The organism is Avibacterium avium, from assembly GCF_900454535.1.
In the GTDB taxonomy this organism is placed as follows: domain Bacteria; phylum Pseudomonadota; class Gammaproteobacteria; order Enterobacterales; family Pasteurellaceae; genus Avibacterium; species Avibacterium avium.
In genome coordinates, this window is sequence record NZ_UGSP01000001.1 from 676,979 (window position 1) to 703,041 (window position 26,063).

The following is a 26,063-nucleotide window of genomic DNA, read 5'->3' on the forward strand; positions in this document are numbered from 1 at the left end:
TGCAAGAAAAAACAATGCAAGAATTAGCCTTTTTACAATCCCAACCCTCACAGCAAGCACGTTTAAAAGCCGAATGTGCGGATTTTATTGTCAAAGAAGAATTAGGCTATGAAATGGCGGGCGAAGGGGAGTTTGTTGCCCTTTATGTGCGAAAAACCGATGCCAACACGCTGTTTGTCGGCGAAAAATTAGCGGAGTTTGCGGGCGTTCCAGCACGTAATATGAGTTATGCTGGATTGAAAGATCGCAAGGCGGTTACGGAACAATGGTTCTGCTTACATATGGCAGGCCAGCCCACCCCTGATTTCAGCCAGTTTCAGCTAGAGGGAGTGGAAATTCTCAACGTAACACGGCATAACCGCAAAATTCGTACGGGCAGCCTAGATGGCAATCATTTTGAGATTTTATTGCGTGATGCCAAAGAAACAGAGGATCTCAAAGTGCGGTTGGAAAAGCTGAAAAATTTCGGTTTTCCTAATTATTTTACTGAGCAACGTTTTGGCCGTGATGGGCATAATCTCACTCAGGCGATGCGTTGGGCGCAAGGCGAAATTAAGGTGAAAGATCGCAAAAAACGCAGTTTTTATCTTTCCGCCGCACGCAGTGAAATATTTAATTTGGTGGTGTCCGATCGCATTCAAGCACAGCTTACACAGCAAATTTTACTGGGCGACATTGTGCAGCTCAACGGTTCGCACAGTTGGTTTCAAATTGATGAAAATGAAGATTTAAATGCCTTAAAAGAGCGGTTAGAAAATCAAGATATTTTGCTCACCGCGCCTTTAGTTGGGGAAAGCATTCAGCCTACTAATCCGCGTGAAATGGCGATTGTGCAGCAACATCAAGATATTTTAAATTTAATGCAAAAAGAACGAATGAAACCAAGCCGCCGCCCGCTCTTAATGCAAGCACAGCATTTGCATTGGGAATTTTTACCCGAAGGGCTAAAACTGGCATTTTATCTGCCTGCTGGCAGTTATGCCACGGCGCTCGTTCGCGAATTAGTACAGATTATGGAATAGGAAATGCAATGAATATTTTACTTTCAAATGATGACGGCATTCACGCCGAAGGCATTAAAGCGCTTGCCAAAGAATTGCGTAAAATTGCCCAAGTTACCGTGGTTGCGCCTGATCGTAATCGCAGTGCTGCCTCAAGCTCGCTCACCTTGGTTGAGCCTTTACGCCCAATGAAATTGGATAATGGCGATTATTGCATTAATGGCACGCCTGCCGATTGCGTGCATTTAGCCTTGAATGGTTTTCTGTCTGGGCAAGTGGATTTGGTGGTGTCTGGCATTAACGCAGGGGTGAATTTAGGTGATGATGTGCTGTATTCTGGCACGGTTGCTGCGGCGTTTGAAGGTCGTCATCTTGGCTTGCCTGCCATTGCGGTATCCCTTGATGGGCGTCAGCATTATGAAACCGCTGCACGCATTGTGTGTGAACTTGTGCCGAAATTGCATAATCAGTTACTGAAAAGCCGCGAAATCATTAATATTAACGTGCCAGATTTACCTTATGAAGAAATTAAAGGCATTAAAGTTTGCTATTTAGGCTATCGCGCTGCGGCTGCGGAAGTGATTAAACAACAAGATCCCCGTGGCGACACCATTTATTGGATTGGCCCAGCTGGCTTGGCGGAAAATGAGCAAGAAGGCACGGATTTTCACGCAGTGAAAAATGGTTATGTTTCGATCACGCCAATTCAAGCGGATATGACGGCGTATCATTCACTTCAATCTTTACAAGATTGGTTAAAAAGTGAATAATATTTCGCTTTGCAAATAATTGAGGGTATGCCATTGAAAATATTTGGTGCGATGTACGATAAGGTGATGCAGTGGTCAACCCACCGCTATGCAACGGGTTGGTTGATTTTTACTAGCTTTATTGAATCCATTTTTTTCCCTGTTCCGACCGATGTAATGCTGATCCCAATGGCGATTTCTCAGCCCAAAGGTGCTGTGCGTTTTGGCGTTTATGCTGGCGTCGCTTCCGCAATTGGCGGGATTGTGGGCTACGCACTGGGCTATTATGCCTTTGATAGTATTCAGCATTATCTCGTTAGCCTTGGTTATCAAGCACAATTTGACACCCTGCTCAGTTGGTTTCAACGTTGGGGCGTTATGGTGATGTTTCTTGCGGGCTTTACGCCGTTGCCCTATAAACTTTTTACTATCTGTGCGGGTGTAATGCATATGGCATTTGTGCCTTTTTTGCTCATTTCCCTCGTTTCACGGCTGGCAAGGTTTATCTTGGTGGCGAAATTATCCGCTTGGGGCGGGCAGAAATTTGCCCATAAATTACGCCAATCTATTGAATGGATTGGCTGGGCTGTGGTGCTTCTTGCTGTGATCATTTATTTCATTTTCAAATAAAAGTGCGGTCAAAAATGCAGAAATTTTTAATCTTATTTGCTTGCTTTTCTCTGTTAGGAGCTTGTTCATCAGAACCACAACAGCAAGATGAAAATGCCCTTCCACCGGGAATGATGCAGCCTGTGCTTAGCACTGGCGCAACGGAAGATGCCCAATGGCAACCGATTATTGAAAAACAACCTATGCCAGAATCAATGAATTAATAGAGGAACTCCAATGAAAAAATCATTTTTACTTTTACCTATTAGCGTGGCAGTGCTATCCGCTTGTTCATCGAGCGCACCAGCGCCTGTAGAAAGTGCTGATGGCGCATTACCACCAGGCACAATGCAGCCCGTAGATAGCAACGCAGGCAATACTTGGGAACCACAAATTCAACAACAAAGTATGCCTGCCACAATGACTGCACCAACGGCGCAACCTGCTTATCAAGCACCGCAAGTACAAACGCCACAAGTGCAAGCTCCGCAGGTGGCCCAAGTGCAGCGACAAACAAATCAAGTGCAACAACAAGCAAACCAAGTGGTTCAACAAACTAAAAAAACTGCAGCTAACACAGCTGCCAAAGCACAACAGGTTTCGCAAAATTTTGAGATTCCACGTAACCCTGAAACCAATGCGCCAGATTACAGCAAAATCGACAAAGGCTTTTATAAAGGGAACACCTATAAAGTACGCAAAGGCGATACGATGTTCTTAATCGCTTATATTTGCGGCATTGATGTCAAAGAGCTTGCGGCAATGAATAATATGTCTGAGCCTTATACCTTAAGCGTAGGACAAACTTTGAAAGCGTCTAACGAAACCGCACCAGCGCCAGTGAATACCGCTAGCACAGCAAAACCTGCGGAAAAACCAGCTAAGCCTGTTGAGCCAGCGGTAACCTATACACCAGGCCCTAACGGCACACAATATGGCTCTGACGGCTCAATTATTGGCCCAGTCAAATCAAATACTGGCACACCAGCACAAGCCGCTGCGCAAGCGCCTGTAACGGTAACCCCAACTGCACCAGTTGTAGCAAAACCAGTGCAAACTCAAGCTCCAGCCGTATCAAATGTGGCGTGGCAATGGCCAACTAGCGGTAAAATCGTGCAAGGGTTCTCCACTTCAGATGGTGGCAACAAAGGGATCGACATTAGCGGTTCGCGTGGTCAAGCAGTTAATGCCGCCGCAGCAGGCCGTGTCGTTTACGCAGGAAATGCGTTGCGCGGTTATGGGAATCTTATCATCATCAAACATAATGATGATTTCCTCAGTGCCTATGCGCATAACGAAAGCATTTTAGTGAAAGATCAGCAAGAAGTACGCGCAGGTCAGCAAATTGCCAAAATGGGAAGCTCTGGCACAAATAGCGTAAAACTTCACTTTGAAATTCGTTACAAAGGTAAATCCGTTGATCCTGTAAACTATTTACCAAGACGCTAAGATGAAAAAAACTATCACGTTATCCTTGCTCAGTACAGCCCTGATAATGGGCTGTACTTCCCCTTCGTCAATGCCTTTAGTAGGCGCAGACCGCGATGAAAAAGGCTGCATTCCTTCAGCAGGCTACACTTGGTCAGAACTCAAGCAGCAATGCGTGCAACCTTTTTCCATTGCCGATATTCGTCTAACTGATCCTGAAAGCCCAACCCTTGCGGTATATGTCATTCTTGCTGAAGAACAAGGTAAAGCAGAAGTTTTCTCAGCGAAGTTACCGCAAAATTTAATTTTAGATGCGGTAAAAGGTGGCTATGCGGCAAAAGACAAAAGCCTTTATTTATTGAATATCAATAATCAGTGGGAAATTCGGAAAAAGGTGAGATAAGTTCGAAAATATCTAAAAAAATTCCCGCACTTTATAACCAAGTGCGGGGATTTTTTTACTTTATTTTTAAGATTAAACGATATGATTAATGGTGGCTTGGGGTATGTTCGTCTTCATCATCAAAATCGTCAAAAAACTCACCGTCTTCACCATATTCGTCATCTGTGGCATTAGGATCTTCAAAGTAAGTTCCCCAGCCGTCATAAATGCCATTGAATTTGCTGATTAATGGTATGAGTTCTTGTTGCTGTGCGAAAATCTGTTTTTCGTTTAATTCAATTTCACTAATGGCGTCAAAGGAAAACAAAAGTTTACCATTCTCGTCTTGAAATTCTTCTGCATCAGAGACTTCGTAGCCCGCTTTAAATACATCAACCGCGATTTTTTCTAATTTTTCAAAATCATAGTGGCTAATATGATGTTCAATAATATAAAGTGCATTAGGATCGCTACCATCATCAAGTAATTGTTGAATGATACTTTTGGTTTCTTGCTGTAATTCGGCGTTATCAGGAATGGCTTTCATTGTGTTCTCCTTTTATTAAGAATCGGTGAATGACGGAGATAAAAAAATCTCCCTATAATAAGGGAGATTATAATAGAAAGTGTGGATTATTTTTTCAATAAATCACGAATTTCAGTTAATAATTTTTCTTCATTTGAAGGCTCTGCTGGGGCAGCTGGTGCTTCTTCAACAGGTTTTTTCATTTTGTTGATTCCTTTGATTACTAAGAAGATTGCAAAGGCAATGATCACGAAATCAACAATATTTTGTACAAATAGACCATAGTTTAAGGTTACAGCTGGTGTTTCACCTACCGCTTGCTTCAATACGATGTGTAAATCTTTGAAGTCTACGCCACCGGTGAATAAACCTAATACAGGCATAATCACATCAGCAACTAATGAACTAACAATTTTGCCAAATGCGCCACCGATAACCACACCGACAGCCATATCAACAACATTTCCACGCATTGCAAATTCGCGGAATTCTTTCATAAAACTCATAAAAAGCTCCTAAGGTTAAAAATGAGAGATAAATTATTCAAAGAGCGGGTATTATAGGAATAAAAATTAAGAAGTACAGCAATATTTTAACTTTTATTTGCACATCTGGGTTTCTGTTATCTCGGCATAATATTGCTGTGGAACTGATACTCTATCCATTGTTGGTAAGGTTGATATTTTTTGCTAATTCCGCCGTATTTTTGCCATTCTGGGTGATTTGGGGTATCTGGCAGACATTCTGGTTCAAGGGCGATGCCTTGATAATCTTGGTAAGCATAGCCTAGGCGATTTGGCGTGCCAGCCAGATAATTCCCCGTATAAATTTGCAACGCTGGTTGTGAGGTGGAAAGGGCAAGGGAAAGTTGACGATTGCTGGAAGTCAGCACAGCGCAAGGTTGTGTGCCATTGAGTAAAAAGGCGTGATCATAGCCTTTGGTGAGCTGCTGTTCTTGTTGTAAGAAATCTTGCGCGAGCGTTTTTTCTTGGCGGAAATCAAAACTTGAGCCTTGCACCGCTTTGAGTGGCGCGTTAGGAATGCCTTGTCCGTCCACGGGTAAAAAATAGTCCGCATTCAGTTGCAGAAAATGCCCGCGAACGTCCGTGCCTTGGCTTGCATTATCTAAATTAAAATAGGCGTGATTGGTAAGATTAAGCGGTGTGTCTTCATCACTTAGGGCTTCAAATTCAATGCGAACGTTATTTTGTTCCGTTAAGCGATAAGTGGTTTTCACTTGCACATTGCCGATAAAACCTTGATCGCCATCTGGCGAGAACAGGGAAAATTGGACAAAATTATCACCGCACTTTTCCACTTGCCAGCGGCGTTTATCAAAGCCTTCGCCGCCGTGAAGTTGGTGTTTGCCTTGATTGGCGTTAAGGTAAACCGTTCTGCCATTTAAACGAAAACGGCTGTTGGCAATACGGTTGGCATAACGCCCTACGGTTACACCTAAATAGGCCTGTTGTTTTAGGTAATCAGACACTTGCGCGCCCAATAGCACTTCTTGTAAGCCGCCATTAACAGGCACTTGGCAAGAAAGCCAAGTTGCGCCCCAATCCATTAATTGAATGCGCATTCCTTGTTGATTGGTTAGGGTAAATAGCTTGAAGGGCTTGCCGTCTGGCGCAAGCCCTGTGTGAGATTGTCTTAACATACTTCGACCCCTTGTGAGGCGGTGCAAACATAGAAATCTTCTTTTAATCCCGTTTGTTTTTCATAGTTTTCTGCGATGATATTACGCACGGCGTCCACCTTATCCAACGGCGCTACCACCACGATACAACCACCAAAGCCACCGCCTGTCATTCTTGCACCGCCAGTGTTACCCACGGCAAGTTGAGCCAGTTCGACTAAGTAATCAATTTGTGGCACGGTGATCTCGAAATCATCGCGCATTGAATCGTGGGATTGTGCCATTAATTGCCCAAGTTTTGTGAGATCACCTTGTTTTAAGGCTTCTACCGCGGCAAGCACGCGTGCATTTTCGCTAACAACGTGTCTAGCACGTTTAGCCACGATAGGATCAAGTGCGGTGAGTTTTTCTTCCATTTTTTCGAATTGTTCTACGGACACATCACGCAAGGCTTTCACACCAAAAAATTCTGCGGCTTGTTCACATTGCGCACGGCGTGTGTTGTATTCACCTGCCACTAAATCGTGTTTAACGTGCGAATTGACGATCATCACTGCCACATTATTAGGGACAGGGGTTGGCTGAGTTTCAAGGCTGCGGCAATCGATCATTAATAAATGATCTTTTTGTCCAAGGGCGGAGATCAGCTGATCCATATTGCCGCAATTCGCGCCCACAAATTTGTTTTCTGCTTGCTGCCCGATTAATGCCAGCTGGGTATCGCTGAGCGGAAGTTGTGCGAGCTGTTGGCAAAATTTCCCCACCGCCACTTCAAGCGAAGCAGAAGAACTTAACCCCGCAGAAAGTGGGACGTTACCACTAATCACTAAATCCGCGCCTTGTTTGAAGTCAGGGCATTGCGCTTGAATAAATTTCACCACGCCACGTACATAGCCCGTCCATTTGTGGGCGGGATTAGGCTCAATGGGTTTAGCAAGATCAAATTCGTCAAATTCATCAAGATCGGCGGCATAAACACGGAAAAGGCTATCATCACGCTTTGCGCCACATACTGCTGTACCGTAATTAATCGCGCAAGGCATTACAAAGCCGTCATTGTAATCCGTATGCTCGCCGATAATATTGACACGCCCAGGAGCATAAACACGCAGATCAAAAGTGCGGTGGAATTTTTCGGAAAATAATTGTTCTGCTCGTTGTTGTGGGTTCATCGGTTGTCTCCTTTGATTTAGTGGTTGTTGATAATTCATTGTGCATTTGAGTTATCAACAGACCCTAGCGTAATTTGTAATGAATATCGCTTAAGGCACGTAATCGTTCTGCCGCTTGTTCTGCGGTGAGATCGCGCTGGCTTTCGCCTAGCATTTCATAGCCCACCATAAATTTTCGCACCGTGGCGGAGCGTAATAATGGGGGATAAAAATGCGCGTGCAGCTGCCAATGATCATTTTCTTTGCCATTAAATGGGGCAAAATGAAAGCCCATTGAATAAGGGAAAGAGGTTTCAAACAGGTTGTCATATTTGGTGGTGAGCAACTTCAAGGCAAGCGCCAAATCTTGCTGTTGTTCAGTGCTGAGCTGGGCGAAATTTTTAATATGAACTTTTGGCAGTAATAAGGTTTCAAAAGGCCATGCAGCCCAATAAGGTACAAGGGCAACCCAGTGTTTGGTTTCCACCACAATGCGTTCTTTCAGCGCTAATTCACGTTGCACATAGTCCACCAATAGCACAGAACCGTGTTTTTCAAAGTAACGTTGTTGCGCTAAATCTTCTTGTGCCACTTCATTAGGCAGAAAACTGTTTGCCCAGATTTGCCCGTGTGGGTGCGGATTGGAACAACCCATTGCCGCCCCTTTATTTTCAAAGATTTGTACCCAAGGATAACGCTGCCCTAGCTCGTTAAGCTGAGCTTGCCATACGTCAATCACATCAACAATTTCTTCCACCGTGAGTAATGGTAAGGTTTTGCTGTGATCCGGTGAAAAGCAAATCACGCGGCTTTCCCCTTCAGCAGCGGCAGTTTGGAAAAGGGGATCATCACTCGGCGCGGGGGCTGGCGTTTGTTCTAACAAGGCGGAAAAATCATTTTTAAACACAAAGGGTTTGCGGTAATCTGGGTTTTGTTCGCCTGTAATGCGCTTATTGTTTGGGCAAAGGTAACAGCTTGGATCATAGCTCGGTTTTTGCGTTTCTTCATTTTTTTCTTGCTGACCTTGCCACGGACGTTTTGCTCGATGGGGAGAAACCAATACCCAGCGATCGATAAGCGGATTATAGCGGCGGTGTGGATGATCTGCCGCAACAAATTGTTCAGACATAATGTTCTCCTTAAGTGAAAATATGAAAGCGGTTACAAAAATAAACTGCTATAAAATAGCAGATTGCCAAAAATAAACTATTAACTAGATCACAAATTGAGAAAAAAAGTGTGATTTTTTTGTGATGTAGTTTTCATTTTTTAAAGTAAGCGTTTTCAATCACAGAAAATTCTTTATATGATAAGTGCGGTGTAAATTTGCAGAGTTTTTAGGGGAGAAGATGATTACTATTCGTGATGTAGCAAAACAAGCGGGCGTTTCAGTGGCAACGGTTTCGCGCGTGTTGAATAATCATTCTTCCGCCAGTGAAAAGGCATGCCTTGCAGTGCAAAAAGCGGTGCAGGAATTGGGCTATCACCCGAATGCTAATGCGCAAGCCCTTGCCTTGCAAAACACTGACACCATTGGCGTGGTGGTCACGGACGTTACCGATCCTTTCTTTGCGATTTTAGTGAAAGCAGTGGATAAAGTGGCGGAACAGCACAACAAAAGCATTTTGATCGGCATTGGCTATCATAATGCGGAAAAGGAACGTAATGCCATTGAAACCTTGCTACGCAAGCGTTGTAGCTGTTTGGTGGTTCACACCAAAGCCTTGAGCGATGAAGAACTTAGCCAATATTTAAGCCGCATTGCGGGAATGGTGGTGATTAATCGCGTGGTACAAGGCTATGAAAATCGCTGCGTAAGCCTAGATAACACCAAAGGGACGTTTATTGCTACGGAAAATTTAATCCGCCTTGGGCATAAGCACATCGGTTATATTGGTTCAAATCATAAAATTAATGATGAAAAAGAGCGTATTCAAGGCTATCTTAATGCCCTTGCGCAGCACAATTTGCCAATGGCGGAGCATCGTATTGCGCACAGTTCGCCTGATTTTGAAGGGGGAGAGCAGGCGATGATCCATTTGTTGAGCTACAATTCTGATTTGACCGCCGTGGTGGCTTATAACGACACAATGGCGGCAGGCGCAATTTCGGTGCTGAATGAAAACAATATCAACGTGCCGAAACAATTTTCCATTATCGGCTTTGATGATATGCCCATTGCTCGTTATCTGATTCCGAAGCTCACCACTATTCGCTATCCCATTGATTTAATGGCAACTTATGCGGCAAATCTGGCGTTAAGTTTGGTGGATAACCGCATTAATACACCGATTCATACCCAATTTAATCCCACCCTAGTCAGACGATTTTCCACAGAACCCTGCGATTAATTTATGATCACCGTCACATTTTTGAACATTTTTTGTAATCGTTTACAGTAAGTGTGAGAGGGATCACAGTCTTACAGTTTATTTTCTTATATGCTTAATTGTGCTAGAGGTAAATTTTCCACTAAACAATTAAGGAGCTATCCCTATGAAAAAAATCTCATTAAAAATCACCGCACTTGCTTTAACCTTGGGGCTTGCTGGTACTGTTGCTCAAGCAGCGAATCGTGTGGGGGTAACTATTTATAAATATGATGACAACTTTATGTCATTAATGCGTCAAGAAATTGACAAAGAAGCCAAACAATTTAAAGACATTGAATTGTTAATGAACGATTCGCAAAATGCCCAGTCAGTGCAAAATGACCAAGTTGATGTGTTGATTTCTAAAGGGGTGAAAGCCCTTGCGATTAACCTTGTGGATCCAGCGGCTGCACCAACCATTATTAAAAAAGCACAGTTAGAAGATGTACCAGTGATTTTCTTCAATAAAGATCCTGGTGCAAAAGCCATTGGTAGTTATGAGCAAGCTTATTATGTAGGGACTGAGCCGAAAGAATCTGGCGTGATCCAAGGCCAATTAATTGCAAAACACTGGAAAGCTAACCCTGCCTACGATTTAAATAAAGATGGCAAAATTCAATATGTATTATTGAAAGGTGAGCCAGGCCACCCAGATGCGGAAGCGCGTACGAAATATGTGATTGAAGAGCTAAATAAAAACGGCATTGAAACCGAACAACTCTTTATCGACACAGGAATGTGGGACGCGGCATTAGCCAAAGATAAAATGGATGCGTGGTTATCAAGCCCGAAAGCCAACGAAATTGAAGTGATTATTTCTAACAATGACGGTATGGCAATGGGCGCGTTGGAAGCCACCAAAGCACACGGTAAAAAATTACCAATCTTTGGTGTAGATGCCTTGCCAGAAGTGTTACAGCTAGTTAAAAAAGGTGAAATGGCAGGTACAGTGTTAAACGATGGCGTAACACAGGGTAAAGTGATCGTGCAATTTGCCGATAACTTAGCAAAAGGTAAACCAATTGCAGAAGGCACAAACTGGAAATTAGAAAACAAAGTATTGCGTATTCCTTATGTTGGCATTGACGCAGACAACTTAAATGATTTCTTAAAATAATTTTATTGGCATATAGGGGAAGGCTTTCTTCCCCTTTTCTATGGGGTTGGCTATGACAGAACACACACCAAATACCCAAGAAGTCTTGCTTACAATGACCAATGTAAGCAAAACCTTTCCGGGCGTTAAAGCTTTAGACCGGGCAAATCTCACCGTGCGTTCTCACTCAGTACACGCATTAATGGGGGAAAACGGTGCGGGCAAATCCACCTTGCTGAAATGCTTATTTGGCATTTATGCTAAAGACGAAGGTGAGATTCTCTTTTTAAATCAACCAGTTAATTTTAAAACATCAAAAGAAGCACTTGAAAATGGTATTTCAATGGTTCACCAAGAACTCAATCTTGTGCGCCAGCGTAATGTGATGGATAACCTTTGGCTTGGACGTTATCCACTAAAAGGTGTGTTTGTCGATCACGCCAAAATGTATCGTGACACCAAAGCCATTTTTGATGAATTGGATATTGATGTTGATCCTAAAGAAAAAGTGGCAAATCTCTCTGTTTCACAAATGCAAATGATTGAAATTGCAAAGGCTTTTTCTTATAACGCAAAAATTGTGATTATGGACGAACCCACTTCATCGCTATCTGAAAAAGAAGTGGAGCATTTATTTAAAATCATCGAAAAGCTCAAAGAACGCGGTTGTGGAATTATTTATATTTCGCACAAAATGGACGAAATTTTCAAAATTTGCGATGAAATTACCATTTTACGCGATGGCAAATGGATCAACACCGTGCCAGTCAAAGGCAGCACGATGGACGAAATTGTGGCAATGATGGTAGGGCGTGAACTTACGCAACGTTTCCCTGAAAAAACCAACCAGCCACAAGAAGTGATTTTAGAAGTGGAACACCTAACGGCACTGAACCAACCTTCTATTCAAGATGTCAGCTTCCAGCTTCGTAAAGGGGAAATTCTTGGCATCGCAGGACTTGTTGGGGCAAAACGGACAGACATTGTGGAAACCATTTTTGGCGTGCGTGAACGCAAAACGGGCGAGATCAAATTGCACGGAAAAACAATGAAAAATCGCACCGCACTTGAAGCCATTAATAACGGTTTTGCGTTGGTCACGGAAGAACGCCGTTCTACGGGGATTTATGCCAACCTAAATATTGAATTTAACTCATTGATTTCAAATATGAAATCCTATCTAGGTCGGCTTGGCCTACTAAGTGGTGAGAAAATGAAAAGCGACACCCAGTGGGTGATCGATGCAATGAACGTGAAAACGCCATCGCACAAAACTACCATAGGCTCGCTTTCGGGCGGAAACCAGCAAAAAGTGGTCATTGGCCGTTGGTTGCTCACTCAGCCTGAAATTTTAATGCTTGATGAACCCACACGCGGCATTGATATTGGGGCAAAATTTGAAATTTACCAACTGATTATGGAACTCGCTAAAAAGGACAAAGGCATTATTATGATTTCTTCTGAAATGCCAGAACTTCTAGGCGTAACCGACCGAATTTTGGTAATGAGTAACGGAAAAGTGGCGGGCATTGTTGAAACCGCAAAAACTTCGCAAGAAGAAATTCTGCAACTTGCAGCGAAATATCTCTAATTTAGAAGGAAATGAATTATGTCAGCTTTAAAACAAAATAAATCGCTAGATTTCCTTAAGCAAAATGCTATTTACTTTGTGCTGTTGGTACTTCTTGGCATTATCATTATGCAAGATTCCAGCTTTTTGAGTTTAAGAAATTTTAGTAATATTCTTACCCAATCTTCTGTGCGTTTAATCATCGCCCTTGGTGTGGCAGGCGTGCTGATTACGCAAGGGACAGACTTATCCGCAGGACGTCAAGTGGGGCTTGCCGCGGTAATTTCAGCCACATTGCTACAAGCAATGGATAATATGAATCGCGTTTTCCCAAATTTAAGTGAAATTCCTATTCCTGTGGTGATTCTTACCGTCTGTGCAGTGGGAGCAATTATTGGCTTAGTAAACGGGATCGTCATCGCTTATCTTAATGTAACGCCATTTATTGCCACAATGGGAACGATGATCATCGTGTACGGGATCAACTCGCTTTATTATGATGCGGTGGGCTCATCACCAATTGCAGGTTTTAACGAACAATTCTCTACCTTTGCGCAAGGCTTTTTCCGCTTAGGTAGCTTTAAACTTTCCTACATCACCATTTATGCGGCAATTTGTGCTGTGTTTGTGTGGGTGTTATGGAATAAAACACGCTTTGGTAAAAACATCTTTGCCATTGGTGGAAACCCAGAAGCGGCGCGTGTTTCAGGGGTAAACGTAACCCGTAATCTTGTGGCTATTTATATGATAGCAGGGGTATTCTATGCCTTTGGCGGTATGCTTGAAGCAGGGCGTATCGGTAGTGCCACTAATAACCTTGGTTTTATGTATGAACTTGATGCGATTGCCGCTTGTGTGGTGGGCGGCGTATCCTTCGCTGGTGGTGTAGGTACGGTGCTTGGTGTGGTAACTGGGGTATTGATTTTCACCGTAATCAACTATGGTTTAACCTACATTGGCGTAAACCCATACTGGCAATACATCATCAAGGGTAGCATTATCATCTTCGCCGTAGCCATTGACTCGCTTAAATACGCGAAGAAAAAATAAGTGTGGTGAAAAATTCGCAAAAAAATTACCGCACTTAATTTTTCCTACATTAAATAAGATAACTCCACATCAAACGGGCTGGCACATAGGTCAGCCCCTGCATTTTTATGTTCTATATTCTAGCGTGGTATTAAGGTGGGATATGTTTACTACTCTAGATTTTGCGATTTTGTTTTTGTTGGTGAATTGTCTATTTTCAGGTAAGGGCGGATCTATGTGTCCGCCCGATCACCATTTCCAACAATAATCATAAAGAAATAATCCTTCCTTTATGTTATTAACCATTCACTAACCAACTTACAGCGATAACAATTGCAAAAATAGCGAGCCAGATTAAATGTAACCTATTGCTTTTTCTATTGATTTCTTGGTTTTGTAAATAATGGTTGTGCCATTGTTGGCGAAATTGGGCTAAATGGTTTTTATCTAAGGAAAATCCACAGTTAGGGCAGGCTAACATTGTTGTTGTGATCGCTTTTCGGCATTTAGGGCAATGTTGCATCAATACACTGTTCATCTTACAAATCCTTAATTAATGCTACGTTACAATTTCACTCTATTTGAGTGCTTAGCGTAGGCAATGATTTATCTTGCGATATTTGCGAGTGATAAATTTTCTATTTATCTCAATGAGTTCTTGAATAAAAATGGCTGTTTCGGTGAATTTAATTGTTTATTGTTATAAACAAATTATCAAAAAGAGCAATAGGTTATAAGAATCATTTTCCCAATGGTTAGGAGGCGTTTACTTTACACAAAATTTACAATTAATTACGCGAAATTGCCTAGTAATGTAGCGGTTTTGTGCTATTATGCACAACCTAAATTTAATATATGATTGTTTTTTCGACTACAGTCGTTTTTTACTAACCAAAACTAGGTATAAATTATGAATAAAATATTCCGTATTATTTGGAACCACGCTCAACAAAATTGGGTCGTTACCTCAGAATTAGCTAAAGGATATACAAAAGCACAATCATCAAAAAGTGCTTCTCAAACTTTTTTCAATTTTAAATTTAGTGTATTTGCAACAACCCTCGCCTCATTTTTAATAGGTAGTGAGGTATTTGCAGCGGATCCAATTTGTGTTGCTGGCACAGGAGATGGGTCAGTTATTTGCGATGCTAAAAATAAAAATAGCACTACTATTTCGAGGGGGGGGACCTTTGCTGTTGGTAATGCGAATGGTGCAATTAGTGTAAGCAATTCAGGGGTCTTTGGTAATGATAATACACTTACGGATCAAGCAGCATCGAGCCGAGTTGTTGGTAATAACAACTATGTAAATGGGCAGGAATCTTTTGTTCTTGGAAATGACGTCAAAGTGCAAAAAGATAAAGCTGGAACAAGTGCAAGAGTAATAGGTATTGGCAGTAATGTTACAGTAAATGATAATGATTCTATTGCGATTGGTACAGGAACTTATGCCGAGGGCAATTTTGTTACAGCAATAGGTAATAAAGCAAATGCAAGTGGAGATCAGGCTGTTGCAATTGGTTCAAATACAGTAGCGAGAGAATCATCTACAGCTTTAGGGCAGCAAGCCCAAGCTACAGGTAATACAGCATTAGCTGTTGGTGCTGTAGCTAAAGCTGAAGGTGATAACTCAATGGCTGTGGGGCAAGATAGCCAAGCAGTAGGTGCTTCTAGCACAGCAGTTGGTCCTGGGGCGTTAGCTGGTAAAAATAATGCCGTGGCATTGGGTTATCTGGCTAAGGCAACTGAGGGCGGTGCATTAGCATTAGGGTATGGTGCGCAAGCAACCGTGGCAGGAGCTGTAGCATTAGGTGAAAACAGTGTAACAGGTAGAGCGGATAAAACAGCAAGTGCAACAGTAAATGGTATCACTTACTCTGATTTTGCTGGCGCGGATATTGGAAGCAGCCGCGTTGTTTCTGTTGGATCAACTGAAGATGGGAAACAGCGACAAATTCAAAATGTAGCTGCTGGGCGTATTACTAATACTTCTACTGATGCGATCAATGGTTCGCAATTATATGCTGTAGCCAATGAATTGTCTGGTCGTTTAATACATTATTACAGTGTAAATGATAACAGTAAGCAGGGTGGAAACTATAATAACGATGGAGCAACAGGTATAAATGCTTTAGCGGCAGGTGTAGGAGCTCAAGCTCAAGGGCAAGATAGCCTTGCTCAAGGTACTGAAGCGAAATCATATGGCGAAAGTACTATAGCTATTGGTAAAAATGCACGGAGTGGTAGAGGTAAGAAAGGTTTTGCTACTTCATTAGCTGATGAGCCAGAAGCCAATTCAATTGCTATTGGTAATAATGCACAAGCACCTAATAAATCGTCTATAGCTCTGGGGGATAATGCGACTGTTCAGTATTTTGCACCAGATGCTATTGCAATTGGTACAAATGCAAGAATTGGAACATATGCGACTACGTCTATTGCTATTGGTAAAGAAGCAACGGCCAAGCATTATTATAATACAGCTATTGGTCCTAAAACTGTAACTGATGGGGTTGGTGCAACAGCAGTTGGTTTCAGTGCACAAGCATTGGGGAGAGCGTCATTTGCTGCAGGACAAGGTGCAAAAACGGAGAACCAGGCAACAGTTGCGATTGGAGAAAATGCAAAAGCAACTCTTGCTAATAACGTTTCCCTTGGTTCTGGAGCGAGAGATCGTCAAGCAGAACCAATTAATAATGCTACAGTTCAAGGCATAACTTACAGTGGGTTTGCTGGTAAAGCAAAAGCTGTTGTAAGTGTTGGAACAAAAGCGGGTGAGCGCCAGATTATCAATGTTGCGCCAGGTGAAATCTCTGAAAACTCAACTGATGCGATTAATGGTTCGCAACTTTATATGGTGGCAAACACCCTTGGCAATGTGGCAAACACTACCACAAATATTTTAGGTGGCAATGCGACATTAGATCCAAATACTGGCAATATTACAATGACTGATATTGGTGGCACAGGTCAAAACACTGTTAATGACGCAATTAAAGTAGCAAAAACACGTTATTACAGCGTAAATAGCTCTGCGCAAGGTGCGGGCACTAATTATGATAACGACGGTGCAAAAGCTGCTGGTGCACTTGCTGCAGGGGTAGATACCCAAGCTATTGGTGCTGATGATGTTGCTATAGGTAGCAATGCTCTTGCTGATTCTAGTAATGTAGATGAACTAGCAGCTGTTGCTGTAGGCCATAACGCAAAAGCAACCGCTGCTGGGGCTGTTGCAGTGGGAGATTCTGCAGAAGCTCTGAGTATTAATGTAGTTTCTATGGGATATTCTGCAGGGCTTGGTAGCAATGCTGAAAATAGCATTTGGATTGGTGCAAATTCAGGAAATTCTGCGACAGGATACTCAAATATTGGGATTGGCGATGGTGCAGGCAACGGAATTGGTGAAGCAAATCCAGACTCTAACCATAATGTCGCAATGGGTATTTATGCTGGCGGTGGACTGAATGGTTCAAATAACCTTTCTTTAGGCATTTCAGCGGGTAATGCTTTAAATGGTAATGATAATGTTACATTAGGTAATGCCGCAGGCGTAAACCTAAATGGAAATAATAACATCGCAATTGGTCGCCAAGCTGGTACAGCTGTTATTGTAAATAGCGATCCTAACAACGCCGTATTTGCAGGAAATGATGCCGTTACGCGTGAAGTAAGTGATTCAATTAGCTTAGGAAATAATGCACAAGCCTTAAAAGATAACGCTATTGCTGTTGGGTTAAATGCCCAAGCGAAAAATGAGAATGATGTTGCACTAGGAGCAGGCGCAATTACCGAAGCTGCGGTTCCAACAACAGAAGCAACAGTAAATCAGATTACCTACACGGGCTTTGCCGGAACTTCACCGATCGCAACATTAAGTGTTGGTTCCGCTGGTAAAGAACGTACTATCACGAATGTTGCGGCAGGACGTATTAACAAAGATTCAACTGATGCAATTAATGGCTCGCAACTTTATGTTGTTGCAGATAAATTAAGTAATGCTGTAAACAACATTGCTAATGCAACTAACGGTGGTGGTTTTATTCTAACAGATGATAGCAAAACTGAAGTTAAACAAGATTTAGGCAAATCTATCCAGCTGAAAGGTGAGAAAGGAATTACGGTTGCTGCAAATGCAACAGATAAGCAACTTAAAATCGTTCTCGACAATGAAATTACTGTTGGAAACCCAGAAGACCCATCAAATCCAGCTGCTCCGAAAGAGGCAGGCACAATTAATGTGGTTGGAAAAGATGGTAAGAATGGCGTATCCATTAAAGGTGATACAGGCAATGAGAAACCAGGTATCAGTATTGCCGGCAAAGATGGTGCAGATGGCGTAACCTTAACGACAAAAACAGATGGTAAGCCAGGCGTTGATGGAGATGCAGCTAAACCTCGTTTAGAAGTGAATAATGAGCAAGTTGCAACCTTAAATGACGGCGTGAAATATGCTGGCGATATAGGAAACGCTGCAATCAAATTAAACCAAACTGCTACCATTGTTGGTGGTGTTAAAGATAAAAGTAATCTGACTGACAATAATATCGGTGTTGTTGCTAGCCAAGATGGTGATGATGCAAAACTAACTGTGAAATTAGCTAAAAATCTTAATTTAGGCCCTGATGGTAGTATAACTATTTCCAATAGCAGCAATGATAGTTCTTCAGTCAGACTAAACAAAGATGGTTTAGATAATGGCGGCAACAAAATTATCAATGTTGCTGATGGTGATATTAGCCAGAATAGCAAAGATGCAGTAAATGGTGGGCAGCTCTACAATACTATTCAACAGACAGTAAAAGCAGTGAAAATAGAAGTGAAAGAAGGCGATAATATCGTTATTACTTCAGATGTTGGCAGTGATGGTCAGACTATTTACACTGTATCCACCGTAAAAGATGTAAAATTTGATAGTGCGAAGATTGGAAATAAAGTGACCATTAACAATAACGGCATTGATGCGGGGGATACCAAAGTTACAGGTGTGAAAGCAGGTGATGTAAGTAAAGATAGTACAGACGCAGTGAATGGTAGTCAATTACACGAAACCAACCAAAACGTGGCAAAAAATGCAACGAACATTGCAAATAACACTGCAGCGATCAACAAAGGCTTGAACTTTACTGCAGATGACGGCAAAACACTTAACCGTCAATTAGGTGATACAGTAGCTGTTAATGGTGATGAAAATATTACCACCTCTGTTACTTCATCTGGCGTTAAAGTTGCGTTGAACAAAAAACTTAAAGTTGATAGCGTAACTGCTGGTAACACCGTTGTGAATAACGATGGCGTAACTATCGGCACGGGTGATAAAGCTGTGAGCTTAACGCAAAATGGCTTAAACAACGGCGGTAATAGAATTACTAACGTTGCACCAGGTAAAGATCCAACAGACGCAGTGAATGTAGCACAACTTAGCAATGTTACAAACCACCTAGACAACAAAGTGAACAAAGTTGCTAGCGATATGAAACATATGGACAAAAAACTCCGTGCAGGTATCGCAGGCGCAGCTGCATTGGGGGTGTTGGCACAACCAACTAGACCAGGTAAATCAATGGTTTCTGTTGGTGGAACAACTTATCGCGATGAATCAGCAGTTGCATTAGGTGTTTCTCGTGTGTCAGACAATGAGAAATGGGTGATCAAAATTGGTGCATCGGCAAATACTCGCAATAATTATATTGCGGGTGGTTCAGTCGGCTATCAATGGTAATTGCCCAAAAATACCATCGCACTTTGACTGCACCCTAAATCCTAGACACCTAGGAAGTTAAATATTGAGCCCTGTATTGCACAGGGCTCAAACTGTTTAATGCGGGTTTAATCCGCAATTCATTATAATAGAGAATATATTCGCGCAGCGCCTCTTCCAGATCCACGACATTGGAAAAATGATTCGGGTAAAGCATGCAGACTTCACAATGCTAAAAAAGCTCTCTATCACCGCATTATCATAGCAATTATCTTTGAGACTCATGCTTTGAATCGCCTTTGGCAAGCTCTTTTCAACCATCAACATTTCACACCACGCAGCCAGTTGATAAAGGTAACCTTGGTTGCTATCCGATTTAGTAGGCAATAATCTCACGGTTCGCCAAATCCATTATCGGCGAAAGATACCGCTTTCATTCCCTACACTAATAAACTTGGTCATATCAGTGCTCCATTTCTCGTTTAGCACCTTTGCTTTAAAATTTCTTGCCATTAAATTTGGTGCGAGATAATCGGTTCTTCCTGTATTCATACGCTTTTTTCGCTTTTACGCAGGAATGGATGTTTAGGTGACACATTTGTTTCAGCACCGTTTTTCCACTTAGACAATATCCTTTCTCGCGCAACTATTCCCTGCCCAGAGAATAACGTATCTCCCACAGTTTAAATTCTGTTGAATAATGTTCTTCCATAAAAAAATCTGCTTCTCAATTTGTGTATGGTGCCGAACTTTTGAGGAGCAGATCGCTTTTTTTAGGGAAAAGAGCGGTGGTTTTTTGTTGTTTTTTATTATTCGACTAAGAGAAAAATTTTTGCAATAAATTCAATATTGTCATCAAACTGTAATATTGTTTTCTTAAACTTCCCATTGCCAAATAACTGGCAAGTTAAATAATGGAGAGAGCAATATGAAAAAATCTATGCTGAAGATTTTTACCGTATTAGGCATATCAATGAGTTTCTTGGCGGTGGCAAAAGCCCAAACAATCACTGGCGCGGGTGCTTCATTTCCTTATCCCATTTATGCGAAGTGGGCATCTCTTTATGAAAAAGAAACAGGCAACCGAGTGAATTATCAATCTATTGGCTCTGGTGGCGGACAGCAACAAATCATTTCAAAAACCATTGATTTTGGTGCATCAGATGATCCAATGAAAACCTCGCTTCTTGAAAAACATCAGCTTTTACAATTTCCGGCGATCATTGGTGGAACAGTTCCCGTGATTAATCTGCCTGAGATTTCCGCTGGGGATTTAAAACTCTCAGGCGAATTATTGGCAGACATTTTTTTAGGCAAAATAAAAAAATGGAACGATCCTGCGATTGCCAAGCTGAATGAAAATCTAGCCCTACCTAATAAAGATATTATTGTGATTTATCGTTCAGATGGTTCAGGAACGACATTTGGCTGGACGAATTATTTATCTAAAGTTTCGCCAGAATGGAAAGAAAAAGTTGGCGAAGGCAAATCAGTAAAATGGCCGGTAGGACAAGGCGGTAAAGGCAATGAAGGTGTTGCCGCCTATGTTGGTCAAATTAAATATTCAGTGAGTTATGTGGAATACGCCTATGCCAAACAAAATAACTTGGCTTGGGTAACGCTACAAAATAAAGCAGGGAAATTTGTTGCACCATCAAAAGAAAGCTTTACTTCAGCGGCAGCGAATGCGAAGTGGAATGAAGTGGACAATATGGGCGTGATCTTAACCAATGAAGCAGGCGAAAATTCTTGGCCAATTACGGCGGCAAGTTTTATTTTGTTACATAAACTGGCGGATAAACCTGCATCAACCAAAGGAGTGTTAGACTTTTTTGCTTGGGCATTTAGCCAAGGGCAAGAGGCAGCCAGCGAACTTGATTATGTACCGCTACCAGAAGCTGTTGTTCAGCAAATTAAAACCAAATGGCAATCTGAAATTAAAGATGCACAGGGTAAGACTGTTTATTAAAGTGCGGTCTATTTTTTAATAATTTTATGCGCTTAGCGGGGCGATGAGTAATAAACCGCTAGGCGCTAAGATGAATGGCTTGTGTATGAAAAATCTTAATGCTCAATGTAGTAAACAAAAAATCTTTGAATTTGTTTTTCATAGTTTAACCCGATTTTTTGCCTTTATTGTTCTTATTATGCTGGCTTCCATTTTGCTATCGTTAATTTATGGCAGCTGGGATTCAATTCAACAATTTGGCCTTGCCTTTTTATGGACTGATGAATGGAATCCAACGCAAGATATTTATGGTGCCATTGTGCCTATTGTAGGGACGTTGATTTCGGCACTTTTTGCGTTAATCATTGCCGTGCCAATATCTTTTGGGATTGCGACTTTTTTAATTGAGCTTGCGCCAGAGAAATTAAAGAAACCGATTAGCATCGCCGTGGAAATGTTGGCGGCCATTCCTTCCATTATCTATGGAATGTGGGGGCTGTTTGTGTTTGTGCCATTATTTCAAACCTATATTCAACCGCATTTGATTGATACCCTTGGGGATATTCCTTACCTTGGCGCATTATTTTCTGGCGCGCCCTTTGGCGTTGGATTATTCACCGCAGGATTAGTGCTTGCCATTATGATTATCCCATTTATTGCATCAATTATGCGTGAAGTATTCTCTGTTGTTCCACCTATGCTAAAAGAATCCGCGTATGGACTAGGTGCAACCACTTGGGAAGTGGTTTGGCACATTGTATTACCCTACACCAAAACAGGGGTGATAGGGGGAATTATGCTGGGGCTTGGGCGAGCATTGGGGGAAACGATGGCGATTACATTCGTAATAGGAAATTCCTTCCATTTGCCAAGTTCTATTTTTTCACCAAGTACTTCCATCGCCTCAGCAATTGCTAATGAATTTAATGAAGCGGCAGGCCTACAAAAATCTTCATTAATGGAATTAGGATTGATCTTATTCTTAATTACTACTTTGGTACTGGCTTTATCTCGCATTTTAATTGCTCGTATGACCTTAAAAGAAGGAAAACGCTAATGATGAATAATGAGATGACCGCGCGTTTTAAACAGCGAAAATGTATCAATAATTTAATGATCGGTGTTGCAATACTGGCGGTGATTTTTGGGTTATTTTGGTTATCTTGGATCATTATCACCTTAATCATAAAAGGGATTCCTGCATTTTCATTTGAATTGTTTTTAGAAAAAACGCCGGGGCCTGGTGAAAAAGGAGGATTGCTTAACGCCATTATTGGCTCGACACAAATGCTCATTGTTGCCTTATTTATCGGCGCACCAATCGGTGTTTTGGCTGGAACTTATTTAGCTGAATATGGCAGATTTAGTAAATTAGCCACAATGACCCGTTTTTTAAATGATATTCTGCTTTCTGCACCATCAATTATTATTGGATTATTTATTTATTCTATTTATGTTGCACAAGTGAATCATTTCTCTGGTTGGGCGGGCGCATTGGCATTAGCTGTAATTGTGATTCCGATTGTGGTGAGAACAACGGAAAATATGCTTGTACTTATTCCGAATAATCTACGCGAAGCAGCAATTTCACTGGGTTGTCCACGTTGGAAAGTGATCACAATGATTTGCTATAAAGCAGTAAAATCAGGGATTCTAACTGGGATTTTATTGGCTGTTGCACGCATTGCAGGGGAAACTGCACCACTACTTTTCACCGCCCTTTCCAATCAATTTATCTCATTTAATATGAACGAGCCGATGGCAAATTTACCGGTTGTGATTTATCAATATGCCGCAAGCCCATTTAAAGATTGGAATGAATTAGCTTGGGCTGGAGCAAGCCTAATTACTGTGTTTGTACTCAGCTTAAATATTTTTATTCGCTTTTATTTTTCGAATAAACAAAAATAGGGGACTGTTATGCTTGACATTAAAAATAGCAAAATTGAAGTAAAAAACTTAAATTTCTATTACGGTGATTTTCACGCCTTGAAAAATATTAATTTACGCATACCAAGCAATAAAGTTACTGCATTTATTGGCCCGTCAGGTTGTGGAAAATCCACACTATTGAGAACATTTAATCGAATGTTTGAGTTATATCCCACACAAAAGGCGACAGGGGGAATTTATTTAGATGGCGATAATTTACTCACAACAAAAACTGATATCGCCATTATTCGTGCTAAAGTTGGTATGGTATTTCAAAAACCTACCCCTTTTCCAATGTCTATTTACGATAATATTGCTTTTGGAATTAAATTATTTGAAAAGTTAAGCAAATCAGAAATGAATGATCGTGTGGAATGGGCATTAACTAAAGCGGCATTATGGAATGAAGTTAAGGATAAATTGAATAAAAATGGCGATAGCTTATCTGGCGGGCAACAACAGCGTTTATGTATTGCAAGAAGCATTGCCATTAAACCTGATGTACTATTGCTAGATGAACCTTGTTCTGCACTTGATCCTATTTCTACAATGAAAATTGAAGAGCTTATTTTTGAATTAAAACAAGATTATACACTTGCGATTGTTACCCATAATATGCAGCAAGCTGCACGCTGTTCTGATTATACGGCCTATATGTATTTAGGTGAATTGGTGGAATTTGGTGAAACTAAAATGATTTTTGAACATCCAAAAGATAAAAGAACAGAAGACTATATTCATGGTAGAATGGGTTAGGCTCAGCTTAGTGAATTTGCGCATTTTTATATTATGGAGATGGCAATGACAACAAGGATTTTAGTCGTTGAAGATGAACAAGCTATTCGAGAAATGATTAAATTATTTCTTGAACAGCAGGGATATGCCATTATTGAGGCCTGTGATTATCAAAGTGCGGTGAAAAAAATAGCAGAAAATCCTAAATTAATTTTATTAGATTGGATGCTACCTGGACGTTCAGGTATTCAATTTATTCATTACCTGAAAAAAACGCCACAATTTGGTAGTATTCCAATTATTATGCTCACCGCGCGCAGTGCGGAAGAAGATTGCATTGCCTGTTTGAACGCAGGGGCCGATGATTATGTGAGTAAGCCATTTTCACCAAAAGTATTACTTGCCCGCATTGATGCGCTACTGCGTAGAACCTATGAACAAATCCCTAATATATTGAATATAGACGGATTAATTCTTGATCAAAATGCCAAACGTGTTACCTACCAACAAAACCAAATTAATCTAAGTTCCACTGAATTTAAATTGCTCCATTTTTTTATGCAGCACCCTGAGAAAGTATATAGCCGCGCGCAGTTACTTGATTTTATTTGGGGAAATGATATTTATGTGGAAGACAGAACCGTAGATGTTTATATTCGAAGATTGCGTAAATGCTTAGAACCTTACGGTTTTGAACGTTATATACAAACCGTGCGAGGTAGCGGTTATCGTTTTTCCAATCATTTTGGAGCAATGAACGAAAATGAAACTTTCTGCTAAACATATTTTATTAGAAACGATTTTACTGATTGCAACCGCTTTCTTTTTCAGTTTATTTGCCAAAGATTTTTATTTCTGGTTAATTATTTGTTTAATTATCGCCTTGATTTGGCATCATAATAATGAATTTAAACTGCTTAGCCTTTTATATCCCCAGCTTGAATCAAAAAAAAGAAAAACAATTTTAGAATATATTCTTCCAACACAAGATTATTGGCGGCGAAAAAATCGGAAAGAAAAAATAAAAACCTTAAGGTTGCTCTCAAAATTGAATAAACATATTCAATATTTCCCAGAGGGCATTATCATCTGTCAAAAAGAGGGGGAAATCCTTTGGTGTAACAGCGCAGCACAAGAAATATTTTCTTTCTATTGGCACAAAAAAGCACACAAAAATATTTTTAGCATTATTTTTTATCCTGAGTTTAAAGATTATTTCAATTATTCCGCGTCCCAACACCCTTTGGTTTTATTAACAGAAGACCAGCGTTATATTGAAATTAGCGCTAATATTTATGACAGTAACAACATACTTTTAATTGTGCGCGATGTAACACAATTAATTCGACTTCTTCATACTAGACAAACTTTTTTATCTAATGTAAACCACGAATTGCGTACGCCACTTACTGTATTAAAGGGGTATTTAGAATTATTAGCGGAAACTCAACCAGCCGATGCCTTATATAATAAAGCAATCCAAGCGATGCAAGAACAAAGCCAAAGAATGTCGCACTTGCTTGATCAATTAAGTCTTCTGGCAAAAATTGAACATTCTAATAATGAACATTACCCCGTTAATTTATCCGAAATCATTCATTCATTACAAAAAAACACCTTTATACTGAATGCCAATTCTCAGCGATTACTATTTGATATTGCACCTAATTTAACAATTCTGGGTGATGAAAATCAGCTACAAAGTGCAGTTTCAAATTTAATCTATAATGCCATTCGGCACGCAGGGAAAAATGCACAAATTCACATCCGCTGGCAACCTTGTGAAGACGGCGCAATATTTAGCGTATCAGACAATGGTATCGGCATTGCAGAAAAACATCTCCCCCATCTAACCGAACGCTTCTACCGCGTTGATGAATCGCGTAATAACCAAACGGGCGGCAGTGGATTAGGCCTAGCCATTGTTAAACATATCCTCGAACAACACCACACCCATTTAGATATCACAAGCCAAGAAGGGCAGGGCAGCACCTTTTCTTTTTTAATTAATAAGAAATATTTGCTTGATGATCCCGCTATGACAAAACTCCCCAAAAACTAACCGCACTTTATCTATCGTTAATCCTTCAATGAATAGAAAGTACAGTGTTTTTTTCTGATTTTTTTGTCTAAATTATCATCAACTAAAAACTTGTTCTGTTGAAATTAAGGCTTTTGCTCTTATATAGATTTAAAAT

Annotated in this window: 24 protein-coding genes; 17 read left to right on the forward strand and 7 right to left on the reverse strand. The window is 41.0% G+C overall.

Annotated elements, in window-relative coordinates:
- The first annotated feature begins 14 nt into the window (after positions 1-14).
- Genes truD through DYC50_RS03330 form a run of 6 tightly spaced genes read left to right on the forward strand, consistent with a single transcriptional unit; the run spans position 15 to position 4,190 of the window.
- On the forward strand, positions 15-1,022 hold the full coding sequence (truD, locus tag DYC50_RS03305; protein WP_115250143.1) for a tRNA pseudouridine(13) synthase TruD: 1,008 nt from the start codon (positions 15-17) through the stop codon (positions 1,020-1,022).
- Positions 1,023-1,030: 8 nt separating this feature from the next.
- Complete coding sequence (surE, locus tag DYC50_RS03310) at positions 1,031-1,771, forward strand: 5'/3'-nucleotidase SurE (protein ID WP_115248989.1); 741 nt, start codon at positions 1,031-1,033, stop codon at positions 1,769-1,771.
- Positions 1,772-1,804: 33 nt separating this feature from the next.
- Entirely contained in the window at positions 1,805-2,380 is a 576-nt protein-coding gene (locus tag DYC50_RS03315; RefSeq protein ID WP_115250144.1) for a YqaA family protein, read from the forward strand.
- A gap of 14 nt (positions 2,381-2,394) precedes the next feature.
- The gene (locus tag DYC50_RS03320) at positions 2,395-2,583 is read left to right on the forward strand and encodes a hypothetical protein (protein WP_115248990.1); all 189 of its coding nucleotides are present in this window, start codon (positions 2,395-2,397) and stop codon (positions 2,581-2,583) included.
- Positions 2,584-2,596: 13 nt separating this feature from the next.
- Positions 2,597-3,808, forward strand: coding sequence for a murein hydrolase activator NlpD (nlpD, locus tag DYC50_RS03325; protein WP_115248991.1), 1,212 nt, complete (start codon positions 2,597-2,599; stop codon positions 3,806-3,808).
- A gap of 1 nt (position 3,809) precedes the next feature.
- The gene (locus DYC50_RS03330) at positions 3,810-4,190 is read left to right on the forward strand and encodes a hypothetical protein (protein ID WP_115248992.1); all 381 of its coding nucleotides are present in this window, start codon (positions 3,810-3,812) and stop codon (positions 4,188-4,190) included.
- A gap of 85 nt (positions 4,191-4,275) precedes the next feature.
- Here DYC50_RS03330 and rraB read toward each other — a convergent pair whose 3' ends face one another.
- From rraB to galT, 5 genes are all read right to left on the reverse strand, one after another.
- On the reverse strand, positions 4,276-4,716 hold the full coding sequence (gene rraB / locus DYC50_RS03335) for a ribonuclease E inhibitor RraB (protein ID WP_115248993.1): 441 nt from the start codon (positions 4,714-4,716) through the stop codon (positions 4,276-4,278).
- 86 nt (positions 4,717-4,802) lie between these two features.
- The gene (mscL, locus tag DYC50_RS03340) at positions 4,803-5,201 is read right to left on the reverse strand and encodes a large-conductance mechanosensitive channel protein MscL (protein WP_115248994.1); all 399 of its coding nucleotides are present in this window, start codon (positions 5,199-5,201) and stop codon (positions 4,803-4,805) included.
- A gap of 116 nt (positions 5,202-5,317) precedes the next feature.
- Positions 5,318-6,355, reverse strand: coding sequence for a galactose-1-epimerase (gene galM, locus DYC50_RS03345; RefSeq protein WP_115248995.1), 1,038 nt, complete (start codon positions 6,353-6,355; stop codon positions 5,318-5,320).
- Positions 6,349-7,506: a galactokinase gene (gene galK, locus DYC50_RS03350; protein ID WP_115248996.1), complete on the reverse strand. Its 1,158-nt coding sequence runs from the start codon at positions 7,504-7,506 to the stop codon at positions 6,349-6,351. Before galK ends, galM begins: the two co-directional genes overlap by 7 nt.
- A 64-nt stretch (positions 7,507-7,570) precedes the next feature.
- Positions 7,571-8,614: a galactose-1-phosphate uridylyltransferase gene (galT, locus tag DYC50_RS03355; protein ID WP_115248997.1), complete on the reverse strand. Its 1,044-nt coding sequence runs from the start codon at positions 8,612-8,614 to the stop codon at positions 7,571-7,573.
- A 220-nt stretch (positions 8,615-8,834) separates the two neighbouring features.
- Here galT and DYC50_RS03360 point away from each other — a divergent pair, with 220 nt between their 5' ends.
- From DYC50_RS03360 to mglC, 4 genes are all read left to right on the forward strand, one after another.
- Positions 8,835-9,836: a substrate-binding domain-containing protein gene (locus DYC50_RS03360; protein ID WP_115248998.1), complete on the forward strand. Its 1,002-nt coding sequence runs from the start codon at positions 8,835-8,837 to the stop codon at positions 9,834-9,836.
- A 145-nt stretch (positions 9,837-9,981) separates the two neighbouring features.
- Positions 9,982-10,974, forward strand: coding sequence for a galactose/glucose ABC transporter substrate-binding protein MglB (gene mglB, locus DYC50_RS03365; protein WP_115248999.1), 993 nt, complete (start codon positions 9,982-9,984; stop codon positions 10,972-10,974).
- A gap of 52 nt (positions 10,975-11,026) precedes the next feature.
- Positions 11,027-12,544, forward strand: a complete 1,518-nt coding sequence (gene mglA / locus DYC50_RS03370) for a galactose/methyl galactoside ABC transporter ATP-binding protein MglA (protein ID WP_115249000.1) — start codon at positions 11,027-11,029, stop codon at positions 12,542-12,544.
- 18 nt (positions 12,545-12,562) lie between these two features.
- Positions 12,563-13,573: a galactose/methyl galactoside ABC transporter permease MglC gene (gene mglC / locus DYC50_RS03375; protein ID WP_115249001.1), complete on the forward strand. Its 1,011-nt coding sequence runs from the start codon at positions 12,563-12,565 to the stop codon at positions 13,571-13,573.
- Positions 13,574-13,850: 277 nt separating this feature from the next.
- On the opposite strand, the gene DYC50_RS03380 is transcribed toward mglC, so the two are convergent.
- Positions 13,851-14,090, reverse strand: coding sequence for a hypothetical protein (locus DYC50_RS03380; protein ID WP_115249002.1), 240 nt, complete (start codon positions 14,088-14,090; stop codon positions 13,851-13,853).
- Positions 14,091-14,462: 372 nt separating this feature from the next.
- Here DYC50_RS03380 and DYC50_RS03385 point away from each other — a divergent pair, with 372 nt between their 5' ends.
- Entirely contained in the window at positions 14,463-19,271 is a 4,809-nt protein-coding gene (locus tag DYC50_RS03385; RefSeq protein WP_115249003.1) for a YadA-like family protein, read from the forward strand.
- Positions 19,272-19,320: 49 nt separating this feature from the next.
- Here DYC50_RS03385 and DYC50_RS10795 read toward each other — a convergent pair whose 3' ends face one another.
- The gene (locus tag DYC50_RS10795; protein WP_115249004.1) at positions 19,321-19,467 is read right to left on the reverse strand and encodes an IS3 family transposase; all 147 of its coding nucleotides are present in this window, start codon (positions 19,465-19,467) and stop codon (positions 19,321-19,323) included.
- A 723-nt stretch (positions 19,468-20,190) separates the two neighbouring features.
- On the opposite strand from DYC50_RS10795, the gene pstS reads away from it, so the two are divergent.
- From pstS to phoR, 6 genes are all read left to right on the forward strand, one after another.
- On the forward strand, positions 20,191-21,219 hold the full coding sequence (pstS, locus tag DYC50_RS03395) for a phosphate ABC transporter substrate-binding protein PstS (RefSeq protein WP_245934881.1): 1,029 nt from the start codon (positions 20,191-20,193) through the stop codon (positions 21,217-21,219).
- An 85-nt stretch (positions 21,220-21,304) separates the two neighbouring features.
- Positions 21,305-22,255, forward strand: a complete 951-nt coding sequence (pstC, locus tag DYC50_RS03400) for a phosphate ABC transporter permease subunit PstC (RefSeq protein ID WP_115250145.1) — start codon at positions 21,305-21,307, stop codon at positions 22,253-22,255.
- A 2-nt stretch (positions 22,256-22,257) separates the two neighbouring features.
- Complete coding sequence (gene pstA, locus DYC50_RS03405) at positions 22,258-23,109, forward strand: phosphate ABC transporter permease PstA (RefSeq protein ID WP_115250146.1); 852 nt, start codon at positions 22,258-22,260, stop codon at positions 23,107-23,109.
- Positions 23,110-23,118: 9 nt separating this feature from the next.
- On the forward strand, positions 23,119-23,886 hold the full coding sequence (pstB, locus tag DYC50_RS03410) for a phosphate ABC transporter ATP-binding protein PstB (RefSeq protein WP_115249006.1): 768 nt from the start codon (positions 23,119-23,121) through the stop codon (positions 23,884-23,886).
- Between the two features lie 45 nt (positions 23,887-23,931).
- Positions 23,932-24,645: a phosphate regulon transcriptional regulator PhoB gene (phoB, locus tag DYC50_RS03415; RefSeq protein WP_115249007.1), complete on the forward strand. Its 714-nt coding sequence runs from the start codon at positions 23,932-23,934 to the stop codon at positions 24,643-24,645.
- Complete coding sequence (gene phoR, locus DYC50_RS03420; protein WP_115249008.1) at positions 24,629-25,927, forward strand: phosphate regulon sensor histidine kinase PhoR; 1,299 nt, start codon at positions 24,629-24,631, stop codon at positions 25,925-25,927. The genes phoB and phoR overlap by 17 nt, the downstream gene beginning before the upstream one ends.
- Positions 25,928-26,063 lie beyond the last annotated feature (136 nt).

Coding starts and splice junctions, on each gene's coding strand:
- mglC (WP_115249001.1), top strand. CDS start 12,563: ATGTCAGCTTTAAAACAAAATAAATCGCTAGATTTCCTTAAGCAAAAT.
- phoB (WP_115249007.1), top strand. CDS start 23,932: ATGACAACAAGGATTTTAGTCGTTGAAGATGAACAAGCTATTCGAGAA.
- surE (WP_115248989.1), top strand. CDS start 1,031: ATGAATATTTTACTTTCAAATGATGACGGCATTCACGCCGAAGGCATT.
- mglA (WP_115249000.1), top strand. CDS start 11,027: ATGACAGAACACACACCAAATACCCAAGAAGTCTTGCTTACAATGACC.
- DYC50_RS03360 (WP_115248998.1), top strand. CDS start 8,835: ATGATTACTATTCGTGATGTAGCAAAACAAGCGGGCGTTTCAGTGGCA.
- DYC50_RS03320 (WP_115248990.1), top strand. CDS start 2,395: ATGCAGAAATTTTTAATCTTATTTGCTTGCTTTTCTCTGTTAGGAGCT.
- DYC50_RS03385 (WP_115249003.1), top strand. CDS start 14,463: ATGAATAAAATATTCCGTATTATTTGGAACCACGCTCAACAAAATTGG.
- pstB (WP_115249006.1), top strand. CDS start 23,119: ATGCTTGACATTAAAAATAGCAAAATTGAAGTAAAAAACTTAAATTTC.
- DYC50_RS03330 (WP_115248992.1), top strand. CDS start 3,810: ATGAAAAAAACTATCACGTTATCCTTGCTCAGTACAGCCCTGATAATG.
- mscL (WP_115248994.1), bottom strand. CDS start 5,201: ATGAGTTTTATGAAAGAATTCCGCGAATTTGCAATGCGTGGAAATGTT.
- DYC50_RS10795 (WP_115249004.1), bottom strand. CDS start 19,467: ATGCTTTACCCGAATCATTTTTCCAATGTCGTGGATCTGGAAGAGGCG.
- pstS (WP_245934881.1), top strand. CDS start 20,191: ATGCTGAAGATTTTTACCGTATTAGGCATATCAATGAGTTTCTTGGCG.
- DYC50_RS03380 (WP_115249002.1), bottom strand. CDS start 14,090: ATGAACAGTGTATTGATGCAACATTGCCCTAAATGCCGAAAAGCGATC.
- galT (WP_115248997.1), bottom strand. CDS start 8,614: ATGTCTGAACAATTTGTTGCGGCAGATCATCCACACCGCCGCTATAAT.
- truD (WP_115250143.1), top strand. CDS start 15: ATGCAAGAATTAGCCTTTTTACAATCCCAACCCTCACAGCAAGCACGT.
- pstA (WP_115250146.1), top strand. CDS start 22,258: ATGAATAATGAGATGACCGCGCGTTTTAAACAGCGAAAATGTATCAAT.
- mglB (WP_115248999.1), top strand. CDS start 9,982: ATGAAAAAAATCTCATTAAAAATCACCGCACTTGCTTTAACCTTGGGG.
- galM (WP_115248995.1), bottom strand. CDS start 6,355: ATGTTAAGACAATCTCACACAGGGCTTGCGCCAGACGGCAAGCCCTTC.
- rraB (WP_115248993.1), bottom strand. CDS start 4,716: ATGAAAGCCATTCCTGATAACGCCGAATTACAGCAAGAAACCAAAAGT.
- nlpD (WP_115248991.1), top strand. CDS start 2,597: ATGAAAAAATCATTTTTACTTTTACCTATTAGCGTGGCAGTGCTATCC.
- pstC (WP_115250145.1), top strand. CDS start 21,305: ATGAAAAATCTTAATGCTCAATGTAGTAAACAAAAAATCTTTGAATTT.
- phoR (WP_115249008.1), top strand. CDS start 24,629: ATGAAACTTTCTGCTAAACATATTTTATTAGAAACGATTTTACTGATT.
- galK (WP_115248996.1), bottom strand. CDS start 7,506: ATGAACCCACAACAACGAGCAGAACAATTATTTTCCGAAAAATTCCAC.